The organism is Amycolatopsis sp. NPDC114484 (genome assembly GCF_055633755.1).
In genome coordinates this window covers 279497-295353 of the sequence record NZ_JBVKDQ010000012.1, presented here as the reverse complement: position 1 = coordinate 295353, position 15857 = coordinate 279497, and the positions used below count along the sequence as shown (strand labels likewise).

The window sequence follows — 15857 nt, the reverse complement described above, 5'->3', positions numbered from 1 at the left end:
TTTTCGGGGCGGGGAATTTTTTCCTGGAGCTGATGGACCACGGGCTGCCGATCGAGCGGTCGGTGCGGGAGGGTCTGCTGGAGATCGGGAAGCTGCTGGACCTGCCTCCGCTGGCGACGAACGATTCGCATTACGTGACGAAGGACCAGGCGGACACGCATTCGGCGCTGTTGTGCGTGCAGGCGGGGAAGACGTTGAACGATCCGACGCGGTTCAAGTTCGACGGGGACGGTTATTTCCTGAAGTCGTCGGACGAGATGCGGGAGTACTGGGATCGGGAGGTTCCGGGGGCGGCGGACAACACGCTGCTGATCGCGGAGCGGGTCGAGTCGTATGAGGACGTGTACACGCACAAGGACCGGATGCCGGTCTTCGACGTCCCCGAAGGCCACACCGAAGCCACCTGGCTGCATCATGAAGTGATGTCCGGGCTGGCACACCGGTTGCCGGACGGGGTTCCCGAAGAGTACCGAGATCGAGCCGAGTACGAACTCGATGTCATTGTGGACAAAGGGTTTCCCGGGTACTTCCTCATCACGGCTGACCTCATGACGCACGCCCGCGAAGCCGGAATCCGCGTCGGTCCGGGGCGAGGCTCGGCGGCGGGATCGCTGGTCGCGTACGCACTCCGCATCACCAACCTCGACCCGATCCGGCACGGTCTGCTGTTCGAGCGCTTCCTGAACCCGGAGCGAGTGTCCATGCCGGACATCGACATGGACTTCGACGACCGCCGGCGCGGCGAGATGATCCGGTACGCCACCGAGAAATACGGCTCCGACCGGATCGCGCAGGTGATCACTTTCGGCACCATCAAAACGAAAGCCGCGATCAAGGACTCCGCACGAGTCCACTTCGGACAACCAGGGTACTCGATCGCGGACCGGATCTCCAAAGCCTTGCCGCCACCGGTAGCAGCCAAGGACATTCCGCTGTCGGGAATCGTGGACGCGAGGCACGATCGCTACGCGGAAGCGGCCGAGGTTCGCGCCTTGGTCGAGACAGACGAAGAGTGCAAGACGATCTTCGACACCGCCCGCGGCCTGGAGGGGCTGATCCGCAATGCGGGCGTCCATGCCTGCGCGGTGATCATGTCGAGCGAGCCGTTGATGGACGCGATTCCGTTGTGGCGCAGGGACGACGGTTCGATCATCACCGGCTGGGACTACCCGTCGTGCGAGGCCATCGGCCTGCTGAAGATGGACTTCCTGGGCCTGCGCAACCTCACCGTCATCGGCGACGCGATCGACAACATCAAGGCCAACCGCGGCGAGGACATCGACCTCGACCGGCTGGCCGTCGACGACGCCGAGACCTTCGCGCTGCTGGTCCGCGGCGACAGCCTCGGAGTGTTCCAATTGGATGGTGGCGCGATGCGGGATCTGTTGCGCCGCATGCGCCCCACTGGGTTCGAGGACATCGTGGCCGTCAACGCGCTCTACCGGCCGGGCCCGATGGCGATGAACACGCACAACAACTACGCGGACCGCAAGAACAAGCGGCAGGCCATCGAACCGATCCATCCGGAATTGGAGGAACCGCTGCGCGAGATCCTCGCCGAAACGCATGGTCTGGTGGTGTATCAGGAACAGATCATGCAGATCGCGCAGAAGGTCGCCGGGTACTCGATGGGCCGTGCGGACGTGCTGCGGCGCGCGATGGGCAAGAAGAAGAAAGAAGTCCTCGAAAAGGAATTCGAGGGCTTCCGTGCCGGGATGGTCGACAACGGGTTCTCCGGCGAAGCCGTGCAAGCGTTGTGGGACACCATCCTTCCGTTCGCGGGTTATGCCTTCAACAAGTCGCACGCCGCTGGGTACGCGCTAGTCGGATATTGGACGGCGTATCTGAAGGCGAATTACACGCCGGAGTACATGGCCGCGTTGCTCACGTCGGTGGGTGACAACAAGGACAAGTCGGCGATCTATCTGTCGGAGTGCCGTCGGCTGGGGATCAAGGTTTTGCCGCCGGATGTGAACGAGTCGGCGTTGCGGTTCGCGGCCGTCGGGAACGACATCCGGTTCGGCATGGGCGCGGTGCGCAACGTGGGCGCGAACGTGGTGGAGTCGATCATCAAGACGCGCGAGGAGAAGGGGAACTACTCCTCGTTCACGGAGTTCTTGGACAAGTCGGAGCTGGTGGCCTGCAACAAGCGGGTGATCGAGTCGTTGATCAAGGCGGGCGCGTTCGATTCGATGGGGCACACGCGGCTGTCGATGATCCAGGTGCACGAGGACGCGGTGGAAGCCGTGGTGCCGCTCAAGCGCCAGGAAGCGATGGGCCAGTTCGACCTCTTCGGCGGCGGGGATGACGAGCCGGCCTCGTCCCCGTTGACGCACGTGAAATTCACCGCCGAAGAATGGCCGCGCAAGCAATTGCTGGCGCACGAGCGGGACATGCTCGGTCTCTACGTTTCAGCTCATCCACTGGACGGCGCGGAAGGTGTCCTCCGCAAACACGCGCCCCGCCCGATCGCGGCGATCATCGACAACCCGCCGAAAGAAGGCGAACTCGTCCTCGCCGGATTGATCACTTCATTGGAGCGGCGGGTGAACAAAAAGGGCGAACCGTGGGCGATCTGCACGGTCGAGGATTTGGACGCTTCGCTGGAGGTGTTGTTTTTCGCGAAGTCGTACGCGTTGTGCGCGGCGGATCTGGTGGAGGACAACGCGGTGCTCGTGAAGGGCCGGGTGAACTGGCGGGAGGACAAAATGTCGGTCTTCGGGGCGGATCTGGCGCCGCTCGACCTGACGGAACTCGGGGAAACGCCGCTGGTGCTGCACACCCGGGCGGAGAAGGTGACGCTGCCGGTGGTGCTGGAACTCAAGCAGACTTTGCTGGCGCATCAGGGAAACACGCCGGTGCACCTGCACGTAGGGGAGCGGCGTTACGCGCTGGACGGGTACTCGGTCAAGGTGACCTCGGCGCTGCTGGGCGAGGTGAAAACGATCCGGGGGATCACGGTGGCCTCGTGAGTGCATAAACGCTCACGACCCCCCGGCCTAGACAGGCAAGTCGCCTGCGAGGGTGCGCGCCGCTAGCCCGGCCGTGCCGTTGGCGGCGCGGGCCAGGCTAGCGAGGTCGCCACGCCGTGGTGAGGGCAGACCCGTCCGCGCGGAACCGAAAGCCCTCCGCTGAGTCTCGCGAGTGGCTGGCACCGGTTAGAACCGGCACCAGCACCCACGAGGATCCCTCAGCCCTTCAGTCCGTGCTCGATCGCCTCGATGATCCGCGGCCGAAGCTGCGCGGTGCTCACGATCGCGTCCACCGACCCGACCTCGACCGCGCGCTGGATGCTGTGCACCCGGTCAAACTCCGACGCCACCTCGCCGAGCTTCTCGGCCCGCACGGACGACGTCACCTCAGCCAGTTCCGCCGCGCACGCAGCCCGCTCGGCCCCGCTCAGCTCGCCCAACCGCTTCTGCAGCTCAGCCACCCGAGGGTCATTGGCCGTCCGGGTCTTCACCTCACCCGCGAAGACCACCGCCGCCGCCGGGGCGCCGCCCAGCACGGACGCGAACGAGCCCTCCAGCGCCAGCACGGTCATGTTCGGGTTCAGCGCCTTCGAGAACACCACGAACGCCCCGCCGTGATACCGCGAGATCACCGTGAACACGATCGGGCCCTCGAAGTTCACGATCGCGCGGCCGATCTCGGCCCCGTACTCCAGCTGGAGCTTCTTCATCGACTCCGGCGACCCGTCGAAGCCGGACAGGTTCGCCAGCACCACCAGCGGACGGTTGCCGCTCGCCGCGTTGATCGCGCGGGCCGCCTTCTTCGACGACTTCGGGAACAGCGTGCCCGCGGTGAACGTGTCCGGGCCGTCGGTGGGCGGGAAGCCGCGGCGCGGCACCGAACGCGATTCGATGCCCAGCAGGCACACCGGGTGGCCGCCGATGTGCACGTCCTGCACCGCGGCGGTGTCCGCGTCCGCCATGCCCGCCCAGCGTTCCAGCACCGGGTGGTCCTGGTCGGACAGCGCGCGCATCACCGTGCGGATGTCGAACGGCTTCTTGCGGTCCGGGTTGTGCTCGGCGGAGAAGATCTGGCCCACCGTGGCGAAATCGCTGCCGACGACGGCGTGCGGGTAGTCCGACACGTCGCGGCCGGCCGGGTCGGTGGTGACCGCCTGGCGCGGGCCCGCTTCGCCCGGCACGACGTAGGTGTGCGCGTAGTGCGCCATCAGCACGTCGCGCGCCCCGGCGAGGTTCGGCGCCCAGTACTGCGCCTGCCCGTTCGGGCCCATCACGCGGTCGTAGCCGCCGATGCCGAAGTTGTCCTCGGCCGACACGCCGCCGGAGAAGTCCAGCGACTGCTTGCCGGTGAGCACCATCGCCGAATCCGGCGTCATCACCAGGATGCCCTTGGTGTGCATGAGCATCGTGGCCTCGGCGTTCCAGTACGGCTGCGCGCCCACGGTGATCCCGGCGACCACGATGTTGATCTCGCCGCCGTCCTGGGTGAACTCCACGATCCGCTTCAGCGCGGCCGCGACCCAGTCCATGTTCTCGGTGCCGGACTCCATCGAGATCCGCGCGCCGGACGACAGCGCGAACCACTCGACCGGAACCCGCAGCTCCTGCGCCAGGTTCAGCGCCGCGATCACCCGCGTGCACTCCGGTTCGGCCAGCGCGCCGAGCGACTTCGTCGGGTCGCCCAGCAGCACCACGCGCTTGACGCCCTCGGGAACGAGGTCGGTCGGCGTGCTGACCACACCCGCCACGAGACCGGCCTTGTTCTGCCCGCGCGGCCGGTCGACCGGGACCAGCGCGCCGCTGTCGTCCAGGTCGTGCTCCGCGAAAGACCCGCCGCCGGCCAGCAGTTCGGTGAGCTCGTACGGGTACACCGTGTCGCGTCGTGCCGCGCGCAGCACCTTCTGCCGGTAGTCGTCCAGCGGCTGCACCGGTTCGGTGCTCGGGGCCTCGACCGACAGCCGCACGCCCGCGCCGACCTCGTTGCGGATCGTCACCGCGATGTCGGTCAGCTCGCCGGTTTCGGCGTTCCGCTGCCGCGCCAGGAACCGGATTTCCTCCAGGCCCGCGCCCGCGGTGGTCGGCAGCACGCGGCGGGCGAGCAGGTTCAGCTCGTCCATCGTCAGGTCGCTCGGCGGCCACACGTAGATGACGATCCGGTTGGTGTCGAACCGGTTCTTCGCCGGACGCCGCGCCTGCGCGTTGCGCACCGCGTCGAGGCACGCGGCGAGCGTGTCCTCGGCCGAGGGCAGCGACACGAGCCTGCCGTCCGCCTCGCGCAGCGGCGTGAGGTCGCGGACCTGCGCCATCGCGATCAGCCGCTCGTCGGCCGGGTTCGCCTTCGCGGTGCCGGTGAACAGGTACACCTCTTCGTCCGCCGACGGCAGCCGCGTGAGGTCGAATTCCTGCAGCCGCTCCAGCCGCAGCCGCTCGGCGACGCGCGGGTGCAGCCCGCGGATCACCCGGTCCTCCTCGAAGCCGGATTCGGTCCGGCGGAAGGTGAAGTGGTGGTGCATCACCGCGCCGCCGCCACCGGCGACGGTGGTGACGACCCGGTCGACATCGGCCGGAAGCGGTTGCGCGGCAACGATTTCGCCGAGCTTCGCGGCCATCGCGTCGCTGTCGGGCTGGTCGGTCCACTTCAGATAGACGTCCGCGGCCACCGGCGCGCCGGCGTCGGCGGACAGCTCGGCCACCGCGCGCATCGCGTCCGGAAGCTGCGGGAAGTCGACCGCGGTGGTGACCACGCGCGCCGGTTCCGGATGCGAAGCGGTGACGAACGAGCAGCCCGCGACCTCCCGCACGCGCACGTCGGTGAGCGCCTTGTTGCCGTAGTAACGCCGGGTCAGCACCTCGAGCATCGGGGCCGGGTCCGCGCCCGGCCGCCCGATCCGCTGGCCGAGCAGCCGCACCAGCGGCTCGTTGCTCGACACCATCCCGGAGATCCGCTCGGCGCGGTCGGCCGCGTCCGGGTTGCGGTCGAGGTAGCTCAGGTGGCCGCGGATCTCGGCGTACACCTCGGCGCGGGCCCGGCGCAGCAGCGGCTGCGCGAACCAGCGGAACACCACGCCGCGGGCGAGGTCGCTGACCGCCGGGAAACGCAGCTGGGTGGCGGCGATCAGGTGCTCCAGCGCGAGCCCGGCCGCTTCGCGCAGCTCGGCCGAGGGCGGGGCCTCGGCGAGCCATTGGCGCAGCAGCGCGGAAACGATCGCGCTGTCGCTCGAAGCCCGTTGCTGGGCAAGGAAAATCCGGAAGACGGCCTCTTCCAGCTCCGGCGTGCGCTCCAGGTCGCCGACGCCGTAGTTGCCGAGCACGCGGCGCAGCCTGCCCTGGAACTTCTCGGGCAGCCCGGCCCGCTCGACGTCGAGGCTCTGCAGATAGGTGTGGAAGTACTCGCGGGCGCTGTGCACCGGGCTCGACGCGCTCAGGTCGTCCGCGGCCGGCTTGTTCCGGCTCAGCTCGGACAGATCGGCGAAGACGTCCAGCAGCCCGAGCTCGCCCTCCAGCGGCCGCGACGCCAGCTCCGCGCGCGCGGCCAGGTAGCCGCTGAGCACGCGGCCCTGGTCGTGCGGGTCGACGTCGAAGCCGAGCAGCAGGCCGCGCAGGTCCTGGCTGCCGCGCTCGACCCGGTCGGCCGCGCTCGTGCCGCCCGGTTCGGCGGGCAGGTCGATCTCGGCGGTCTCGGCTTCCGCGGCGGCCTCGTCCTCGGCCTCGTCGGCGAGCGGTTCGAGGCGCAGCAGCGGCGCCCCGGTCTCCACCTGGCTGCCGATCGACACCGGGAGTTCCTTCACCCGGGCCCGGAACGGCGCGCGCAGCACCGTCTCCATCTTCATGCTTTCCAGCACGAGCACCGGCGCGCCGGACTCGACCTCGTCGTCCACCGCGACCGGCGTGGCGACCACCAGCGCGGGCGCGGGGGAGCGGACGACGCCGCCCTCGTCGCGGCTGATCCGGTGCGTGACGCCGTCGACCTCGACCAGGTGGATCGGCCCGTGCGTGCCGGTGACGAGCCGGAACCGCGTGCCGTTGACGGTGATCTGCCCGCTGTACTCGTCGAACCGCTCGATCTCGACGTCGGCCGGGTGCACGTCGCCGCCGCCGCTGACGCCGATCCGGAACCGCTTCGGCCCGGTGCGCGCGACCGTGACGCGGTAGGACGCGCCGCGCAGTTTCAGGTCCAGCGGACGGATTTCGTGGCGCACCTGCGGACGGCCGCCGAAAGCGGTGGACAGCAGCCGCTGCCGACCGACCTCCTCGTCGTCCTCGTAGGCCTCGATCGCCGCCGCGGCGAGCGCGACCGCGGAGTGCCGCGTGGTGACGAGCCGGCCTTCGGCGCGGACGCGGTCGATCCAGCCGGTGTCCGCGCTGGCGTCGATCACCTCGGGCTGGTCGAGCAGGTCGAGCACGAAGCTCTTGTTGGTGGCGCCGCCCTCGATGAGCACGGACGTCTCGGACATCGCCCGGCGCAGCCGCGCGAGCGCCTGGTCGCGGTCGCGGCCGTAGGCGATGATCTTGGCGATCATCGAGTCGAAGTCGGCGGGGATCGTGTCGCCCTCGCTGACGCCGGTGTCGACCCGGATGCCCGGGCCGGCGGGCAGCAGCAGCCGCGCGATGCGGCCGGGGGACGGCGCGAAGTCGCGGTCCGGGTCCTCGGCGTTGAGCCGCGCCTCGACGGCGTGCCCGGACTCGGCGGGCTGCTCGCCTTCGAGCTTGCCGCCGGACGCGACGTGCAGCTGCAGCCGCACCAGGTCGGTGCCGGTGGTGATCTCGGTGATCGGGTGTTCCACCTGGAGCCGGGTGTTGACCTCGAGGAAGGCGAACATCCGGTCGCCCGGGTGGTAGAGGAATTCGACGGTGCACGCGCCGCGGTAGCCGACCGCGACCGCGAGCCGCTCCGCGGACGCCTTCAGCTCGGCCGTCTGGTCCGGCCCGAGCACCGGCGACGCGGACTCCTCGATGATCTTCTGGTTGCGCCGCTGCACCGAGCAGTCGCGGACGCCGAGCGCCCACGCGGTCTCGCCGTCGGAGATCACCTGGACCTCGACGTGCCGCGCGCCGGTGACCAGGCGCTCCAGGAACACGACGCCGCTGCCGAACGCGCGCAGCGCTTCCTGGCTGGTGCGCTCGTACGCCTCGGTGAGGTCGCCCGCCGACTCCACCTTGCGGATGCCGCGCCCGCCGCCGCCCGCGGTGGCCTTGAGCATCAGCGGGTAGCCGATCTTGTCGCCCGCGGCGAGGGCCTCCTCGAGCGTCGCGACCTCGCCGCCGCTCCACGGCGCGACCGGGACGCCGACCTCCTCGGCGATCAGCTTCGCGCCGATCTTGTCGCCGAGCTTGCGCATCGCGTCCGCGCTCGGGCCGACGAAGGCGACGCCGATCTTGTCGCACAGCTCGGCGAACGCCGGGTCCTCGGCGACGAAGCCCCAGCCGACCCACGCGGCGTCGGCCTTGGTCTCGACCAGCGCCTTCTCCAGTTTGGCGAGGTCGAGGTAGGGCCGCGCGGAGGCGGGGCCGAGCGAATAGGCGACGTCGGCTTCGCGGACGAAAGTCGCGGTGGCGTCCGCGTCCGTGTAGAGCGCGACCGTCTCGATCCGTCGCCCGGTCTCGGCGGACAGGTCCCGGACGGCGTGGACGAGCCGCATCGCGGCCTCCCCGCGATTGACGATGGCGACGCGATTGAACACGGACAAAGCCTCCCAGCGAACCCAACGACATCCACGCACAGCAGGCGACGCCGGACCCGCCGGAACGTCGCCTGTCTTCGTCGTACACATTGCTCCCTTACCGCCGGGTACACCAATGTCGCGGATGACGCATGCCGCGCCTGCCGGTTTGTAGGAACCCGCCAAAAACGGCTCGTGTCAGGTCGTCCGGGCCTGATTTATCGCGAGGTATGCCACAAATCACGCCGGTCGGCCAGGGGCGGCGGCAACTGGTTGGCCAGGCGTTTCCAGGGGGTCGGACAGGGGTTACCCGCAGTTCAGGCGGCGGCGGGGCGACCGAGGACCGAACCGGGCGGATGCCTCGTGGGCAATGGGAAAATGTGACCCTTGACACTCTCCTGGGCTGCCCCTACCGTCTCGGGTAATCGATTTCTCGACGCGGGGCGGGCCGAGAGGGCGGGCATGGGCGACGGCGGCGTCGCGCTGGTCGAGCTGGCCGGCGTCAGCAAGACCTACGGCGGGGTGCGTGCCCTGGGCGCGGTGGACTTCACCGCGGCGAAGGGGGAGGTGCACGCGCTGCTCGGCGAGAACGGGGCAGGCAAGTCCACGCTGCTGAAGATCTTGTCCGGGGAGGTCGCCGCCGGGGAGGGGGCGATCCGGATCGCGGGGGAGGCGGTCCGGTTCGCCCGTCCGGCCGACGCGCGCCGCGCCGGGGTCGCGATGATCCATCAGGAACTGGACCTCGTGCCCGCGCTTTCGGTGGCGGAGAACGTCTTTCTCGGCCGCGAACCGCACACCCGCGGCGGCACCGTCGACCGGCGGCGGATGGTCGCGGCCACGCGCGAGGTGCTCGAGCGCTCCGGAGTCGACCTCGACCCGCGCACGCCGGTCGAACGGCTGCGCACCGGCGAACAGCAGCTCGTCACCATCGCGAAAGCGCTGTCGCTGGACGCCCGGATCCTGTTGATGGACGAACCGACGTCGGCGCTGTCGCCGCGCGAGGTGGAGCGGCTGTTCACGGTCATCGACCAGCTGCGCGCCGACGGGGCGGCGATCGTCTACGTGTCGCACCGGATGGACGAGATCGGCCGGGTCGCGGACCGTGCGACGGTGCTGCGCAACGGCGAGGTCGTCGCCGAGTTCAGCGCGGCGGAGCTGACTGCCGAGCGGGCCGCGGAGGCGATGGTGGGCCGTCCGGTGCACCTGATGTTCCGTGCGGACAGCGCGTCCTCGCCAGATCAGGGCGATGTGCTTCGCGTCGAGGATCTCGCGGTGCGGCCGCGCGCCGGGCGGCGGGAGCCGGACGGGATCAGCTTGACTGTGCGGGCCGGAGAGATCGTCGGTGTCGCCGGGTTGCTCGGCGCGGGGCGGACGGAGCTGCTGGAGGCGCTCTACGGCGCGTCCGGCGGCAAGCTGGTCGGCGGGCGGATTTTCCTGCGCGGCAAGGAGTTCCGGCCGCGGTCGCCGCGCAGGTCGCTGCGATCGGGGATCGCGTTCGTGCCCGAGGACCGGCGGATCGCGGGGCTGGCGCTGGAACATTCCGTCGTGGCGAACACCGTGCTGTCCATTGTGGAGCGACTGGCTCGGTTCGGGATCGTTCCCGGCCGCCGAGGGCGTGCGGTGGCCGGGGAGGAAGCGGGGCGGCTCGGGGTGAAGCTGGGGTCGCTCGCCGATCCGGTGGGCTCGCTGTCCGGCGGGAATCAGCAGAAAGTGGTGCTGGGCCGGGCTTTGCTCACCGAACCGGTGCTGCTGTTGCTGGACGAGCCGACGCGCGGGGTGGACGTGGGGGCGAAGGCGGAGATCTACCGGCTGCTCGGAGAGGCCGCGCGGAGCGGCGTCGGGGTGCTGCTGGCGTCGTCGGAACCGGCTGAGCTGGTCGGGGTGTGCGACCGCGTGGTGGTGCTGCGCGGCGGGCGCGGTGTGCACGAACTGGACACGGCTCATGCGGGCGAGGCGGAACTGCTCGCCGCGTCGATGGGAGACGTCCGGTGAACGGGCGCGGAGTGCTGGCCGCGGTGTTCCGGTTCCAGAGCGTCTTCGGGCTGGTGCTGGTCTTCGCCGCCGCGATCGTCTTTTCCCCGCACCGTGACGGGGAGCTGGTGTTCCTCGGCAGCGGCAACCTGTTCAACGTCGTCCGCGCGATCTCCGAGATCGGCATCATCGCGGTCGGCATGACGTTGGTGATCCTGGTCGGCGGCATCGACCTGTCGGTCGGGTCGGTGATGGGGCTGGCGAGCGTCGGCGTCGCGCTGCTGCTCACCAGCGGCGGCTGGGGGCTCGTGCCGGGCGTGCTGGCGATCCTCGCGCTCGGCTTCGGTTTCGGGCTGCTGCAAGGGATCGCGAGCGCGCGGTTCCGGATCCAGTCGTTCATCGTGACGCTCGCCGGGATGCAGATCGCGCGCGGGATCGCCCGGATGTGGTCCGGCGGCGAGGGCGTTTCGATCACCTACGGCGACGGTCCCGGCCAGGCTCCGGTGCCGTTCTCGCTGCTGGGCGAGCGGACGTTCGGCGGCGTGGTCCCGATCCCGGCGCTGTTCTTCGTGGTGGTCGCCGCGCTGGCGGTGCTGGTGCTGCGGGCGAGCGCGTTTTCCCGGCACGTGTACGCGATCGGCGGCAACGAGAAGGCGGCGGTGCTGTCCGGGGTGCCGGTGGTCCGGGTGAAGGTGCTGGTCTTCGGGCTGTGCGGGCTGCTCGCCGCGCTGGCCGGAATCGTCCACGCGGGACAGTACAACTTCGGCGGGCCCAACGACGGCACCGGCTACGAACTGAACGCCATCGCGGCCGTCGTGATCGGCGGGACCAGCCTGTCCGGCGGGCGCGGGTCGGTGTCCGGCACCGTCGCGGGCGCTCTGCTGGTCGGCGTGCTCGACAACATTCTCCAGCTCAACGACATCGATTCGAACGTCCAGCTGATCGTGGTCGGCGTGGTGATCGTGCTCGCCGCGGGCCTGCAGCGGCTGCGCCCGGCCACGGCCTAGGCGTTCGGGGAAAAGAGGAGCAGATGTCCGGCTTCATCCGCGGCGGGGCGGTCCTGGCGGGGCTGGCCCTCGTCTCGGCCGTCACCGCCTGCGGCACCACCCACGAGAACGCGCCGGGTGCGTCGTCCGGCACCGCGCCGGCCGCCAAGCAGTGCCACGGCCCGAGCGGGAAGTACAAAATCGGGATGAGCCAAGCGAATCTCGCCGAGCCGTACCGCGTGCGGATGGACGACGACGTCCGCAAGGCCGCGGCCGGCGTGCCGCAATTCAGCGTCAGTTACGCGGATGCCGCGCAGGACAACGCGAAACAGGTCGAGCAGGTCAACACCTTCCTCACCCAGGGCATCGACCTGCTGATCATCAGCCCGAACGAGGCGACGCCGCTGACCAGCGTGGTGAAGAAGGCGTACGACCAGGGGATTCCGGTGCTCGTGCTGGACCGGAAAGTCGACGGCGACGGCTATACGTCCTTTATCGGCGCGGACAATGTGGACATCGGCCGCCAAGCGGGCAAGTTCTTCGCCGAGAAATTGCTGCCCCGTGGCGGGAAAGTCGTCGAACTGAAAGGTCTCGCCGGGTCGACGCCAGCCAAGGAACGCAGCGACGGATTCAACCAGGGCATCACTGATCGCAACATCACCGTCGTGGGCAGCGCGGACGCGGACTGGTTGCGGGACAAGGGACAACAGCAGGCGGACGCGTTGCTGAAGGCGCATCCGGACGCGCAGGCGATGTTCTCCGAGAACGACCCGATGGCCGAGGGCGCGCGCATCGCCGCGCAGAACGCGGGCCGCGCGGACCTGCCGATCGTCGGCATCGACGGCCTGCCGGTTCCGGAAGGCGGCATCAAGGCGGTCGAGGCCGGCCGTCTGTCCGCGACGTTCATTTACCCGACCGGCGGCAAGGAAGCCGTTGCGGCGGCGAAGAAACTGCTCGTCGATTGCCAGACCGTGCCCAAGACGCAGACCCTGCCCACTCGCCTGGTGACGCGCGAGAACGCGGCCCAGGTGTACGCCGAGCTGAACCGGAGCTGACATATGGCGCGAATCGGTGTCCTTGCCGTATCCGACGGGCGTGACCACGTGCACCGGCGGAACACCGGCTTCATCCGGTCCAAAGTGGACGACTTCACCGCGGCCCTGACCGCGGCGGGCCACGACGTCGTCACCGGGGGACTGGTCGCCACGAACACCACCGCGACCGCGGCCGCGCGATCGGTCGCCGCGAGTTCGGTGGACGTGACGGTGCTGTACTACGCGGTGTGGGCGTTCCCGCACTTCACGATGCTGGCTGCGGACGCGACACCGGGTCCGTTGCTGCTCGTCGCGAGCACCGACCCGACCGAGCCGGGCTTGGTCGGCATGCTCGCCGCCGGGGGCGCACTCGACCAGATCGGCCGCGCGCACACCCGCTTGTGGGGCGCGCCTGCCGACCCCGGGTTGATCGCCGAAGTCAGCGCACACGCGAGCGCCGCGGCGGCCGTCGGTTCGCTGCGCGGTTCGACCTTCGGCCGTTTCGGCGGGCGGCCGATGGGGATGAATACGGCCGTGGCGAATACCGATCAGTGGATGCGGCAATTCGGTGTGGACGTCGAGGAAATCGACCAGTACGAACTGGTTCGCCGCGCGGAATCCGGCACTTCTTCTGAAGTCGAGGCCGGGCGGAAATGGCTGGAACAACACGCCACCGTGCACTATGATGGAGATCGTCTCACCCCGGAATTATTGGAACGGCAACTGCGCCTGTACCTGGCCGTACGCGATGTCGCGGCGGAACGGCACCTGGATTTCTCTGGTATCAAGGCACAACCGGAGCTGACGGAACATTTCGCGACGGCTGATGTCGCCGAGGCGCTGCTCAACGATCCTTACGATTGGAACGGTCCCAAGGCGGTGCACGTCACCGCCACCGAGGCGGACATGGACGGTGCGCTGACCATGCAGCTGATGCACCGGATCACCGGGACGCCGGTGCTGTTCGCCGATGTCCGGCATTACCACCCGGATCGGGACGTATGGGATTTGTGCAACTCCGGCCAGCACGCGACCTGGTTCGCCGCGCGGAGCGAGGATCCGGCGGAGAACCTGGCGAAGGTGCACCTTTATCCGGAGGTTTTCTTTTTCCCCGCGGGCGGGGCCTCGGTTCAGCACATCGCCGCCCCCGGACGGATGACCTTGGCGCGGTTGAGCCGGTTGGACGGGGAATACCGGATGCAGCTGATGCTGGGGGAATTCGAGAACTACGACGAGCGGACGACGGAGGAACTGGTGTCACGGTCGACGCCGGAGTGGCCGCATGCGTTCGCGCGCCTGGACGTGGCGGCGGAGACGTTTCTGTCGAGCTTCGGGGCGAACCACGTGCACGCGGTGCCAGGAGACCGGCGAAAGGAACTACGCGCGGCGGCCGGGTTGATGGGGGTGCGGGTGGAGGAGTGGAGCCGCTGACCGGTTGAGTGGGGGGCGGGTCGCCGGGTTTGGGCGGTGGGTCGGATTCCTGCTTCGCCGTGGCTGGTGGGGCGGCGAGGTGAGTGATGTGGGTGGGTGGTTTGGGTTCCCGCAATTTCGAGTGGCTCTGCCCTGGATGGTCGCGCGGCGGGGGAGTGATGCCGGTGGGCGGTTTGGGTTCCCGCAACCTGCAGCGGCTTTGCCCGGGCTGGGCGCGCGGTGGGGTGGAGTGATGCGGACGGCGAGTGGGTTCCCTCTGCTCCCGGCACTCTGAGCCTGCCCGGCTGGCCGGGTTAATGCCCAGGCGAGCGACCGAACTCCCGTGGCTTCAAGGATTCCTGTTCCCCGGCTGGTGGTGCGTTGGATTGCAGCGATGCGGGTGCGCGGTTTGGGTTCCCGCAACCTGCGGCGACCCTGCTCCGGCTGGGCGCACGGCGGGGTGGAGTGATGCGGGCCGTGGCTTGGTTCCCTGCCTCCAGCACTGCCTGCCCGGCCGGTCAGGGGGCTGCGACCGGTCGCCCCCTTGGCGTTCCGGCCCCCCCCGGCTGGGTGCGGAGTTCTGCCGGGGATCGGTCCCGCTCCGGATGGCTAGCTTCGCGGCACGGGCGAACACTCGTCGACCAAGGCGGCCACTACGGCGCTGGTGCTCGGGTATCTCGCACTCGAAGTGGCTCGCCTTGTCGGCGTGGCGACGGCGCGCTGAACCCGCGTTGAATTTCGGAGGCTGTCGCCAACCGATTCGTCGCTCGGCTTTGAACCGATTCCGCCCGCCCGGTCTTCATCGTCGTTTTCGCGGCGAGCAAGCCGCCTCCGCCTGACCTGACCCGTCCGGTCCCACGATCGTGGGGATCCGTTTTCGCAGGTCGAAAGCGTTCGCACCCTGCTGGGGTGCTGAGGTGTGCGCTGCCCGATCCTGCTGTCAATGCTGCCCTTGCGTAGCCAACTGAGACGTAGATCTCCACCGTTGGGGTGAAATCTGCTCGGTCGGGCAGCTTAGGCTCTTACGGCGCGTTACTTATTGAGAAACATTCACTTCGGTCCGGACAGGTTCGCGACCGGGTAACGAAGGAGGCGCCGTCGTGGAAACCGAACCGCAGGTCGTCCGCGCGACGATCATCTTCGGGTTGCGGACGTTCGGGTCCGTCCCGCTGCCGGTGCGCGCCGATTTGGAGTACGACCCGTCGGATCCGTTCGCGGTGTCGGTCGGCTACCACGCCGGCGGCGGCGTCGTGCGCTGGCTGTTCGGCCGCGACCTTCTCGCCGACGGCCTGCTCGCCCCGGCGGGCGACGGGGACGTCCAGGTGCGTCCGGCCGCCGACGACAGCCGTGTGCTCGTCGAACTGAACGCGCCCGACGGTTCCGCGGTGCTGGAGGCGGCGGCGAACGAACTCGCCGACTTCCTCGACCGCACCTACGACGAGGTCCCGGTCGGCTTCGAGGACCGCTGCTTCGACTTCGACGAGGAACTGGCGAAGCTCGCCCTTCGCGACTGACAGTCCACAGTGGACATCAGCCGCAGTGCGAGTGGGTAAGTCGCCGAGTGGGCGGGCAGTTCTTGAGCAAGCGGACTGACCCGCCGCCAGACTGATCGGCAGTGACGTGCGGCTCGATCGCGGTGCGAATCGATGGCTGCAGAATGTCGCCACTACGCGAGCGAACTCGACCCACGCCGGAAGAGGCAGTTGCCGCGAGGGCGAACTGTCGCTGGTGCGCAGTTCGGCTCGGCCGCCGTGCGAATCAGGGGCGCGAGTTCCTGTCGCGCCAAGTCGTTTCAGCTGCCAGACGCGCCCGCGCTGAACATGC

Annotated in this window: 7 protein-coding genes; 6 read left to right on the top strand and 1 reads right to left on the bottom strand. The window is 69.2% G+C overall.

The window, feature by feature from the left end; genetic code table 11:
• Positions 1-2972: DNA polymerase III subunit alpha (gene dnaE / locus ACZ7SW_RS28270; protein ID WP_470233386.1), on the top strand; the 2972-nt coding region annotated here is incomplete at its 5' end.
• A 218-nt stretch (positions 2973-3190) separates the two neighbouring features.
• On the opposite strand, the gene ACZ7SW_RS28265 is transcribed toward dnaE, so the two are convergent.
• Positions 3191-8653 (bottom strand): ATP-binding protein, encoded by a 5463-nt coding sequence (locus tag ACZ7SW_RS28265; RefSeq protein WP_470233385.1) that lies wholly within the window; start codon positions 8651-8653, stop codon positions 3191-3193.
• 441 nt (positions 8654-9094) lie between these two features.
• On the opposite strand from ACZ7SW_RS28265, the gene ACZ7SW_RS28260 reads away from it, so the two are divergent.
• From ACZ7SW_RS28260 to ACZ7SW_RS28240, 5 genes are all read left to right on the top strand, one after another.
• The gene (locus ACZ7SW_RS28260) at positions 9095-10624 is read left to right on the top strand and encodes a sugar ABC transporter ATP-binding protein (protein WP_470233384.1); all 1530 of its coding nucleotides are present in this window, start codon (positions 9095-9097) and stop codon (positions 10622-10624) included.
• Positions 10621-11610: an ABC transporter permease gene (locus tag ACZ7SW_RS28255; protein WP_470233383.1), complete on the top strand. Its 990-nt coding sequence runs from the start codon at positions 10621-10623 to the stop codon at positions 11608-11610. The genes ACZ7SW_RS28260 and ACZ7SW_RS28255 overlap by 4 nt, the downstream gene beginning before the upstream one ends.
• A gap of 23 nt (positions 11611-11633) precedes the next feature.
• A complete protein-coding gene (locus tag ACZ7SW_RS28250; protein ID WP_470233382.1) occupies positions 11634-12644 on the top strand; it encodes a substrate-binding domain-containing protein in 1011 nt (336 codons plus the stop codon).
• Positions 12645-12647: 3 nt separating this feature from the next.
• A complete protein-coding gene (locus ACZ7SW_RS28245; protein WP_470233381.1) occupies positions 12648-14054 on the top strand; it encodes an L-fucose/L-arabinose isomerase family protein in 1407 nt (468 codons plus the stop codon).
• Between the two features lie 1079 nt (positions 14055-15133).
• The gene (locus ACZ7SW_RS28240; protein WP_470233380.1) at positions 15134-15547 is read left to right on the top strand and encodes an SsgA family sporulation/cell division regulator; all 414 of its coding nucleotides are present in this window, start codon (positions 15134-15136) and stop codon (positions 15545-15547) included.
• Positions 15548-15857: the final 310 nt, after the last annotated feature.

Bases quoted from the DNA above. Each gene is read 5' to 3' on its own strand.
- ACZ7SW_RS28245 (WP_470233381.1), top strand. From the start codon at position 12,648: ATGGCGCGAATCGGTGTCCTTGCCGTATCCGACGGGCGTGACCACGTG.
- ACZ7SW_RS28260 (WP_470233384.1), top strand. From the start codon at position 9,095: ATGGGCGACGGCGGCGTCGCGCTGGTCGAGCTGGCCGGCGTCAGCAAG.
- ACZ7SW_RS28250 (WP_470233382.1), top strand. From the start codon at position 11,634: ATGTCCGGCTTCATCCGCGGCGGGGCGGTCCTGGCGGGGCTGGCCCTC.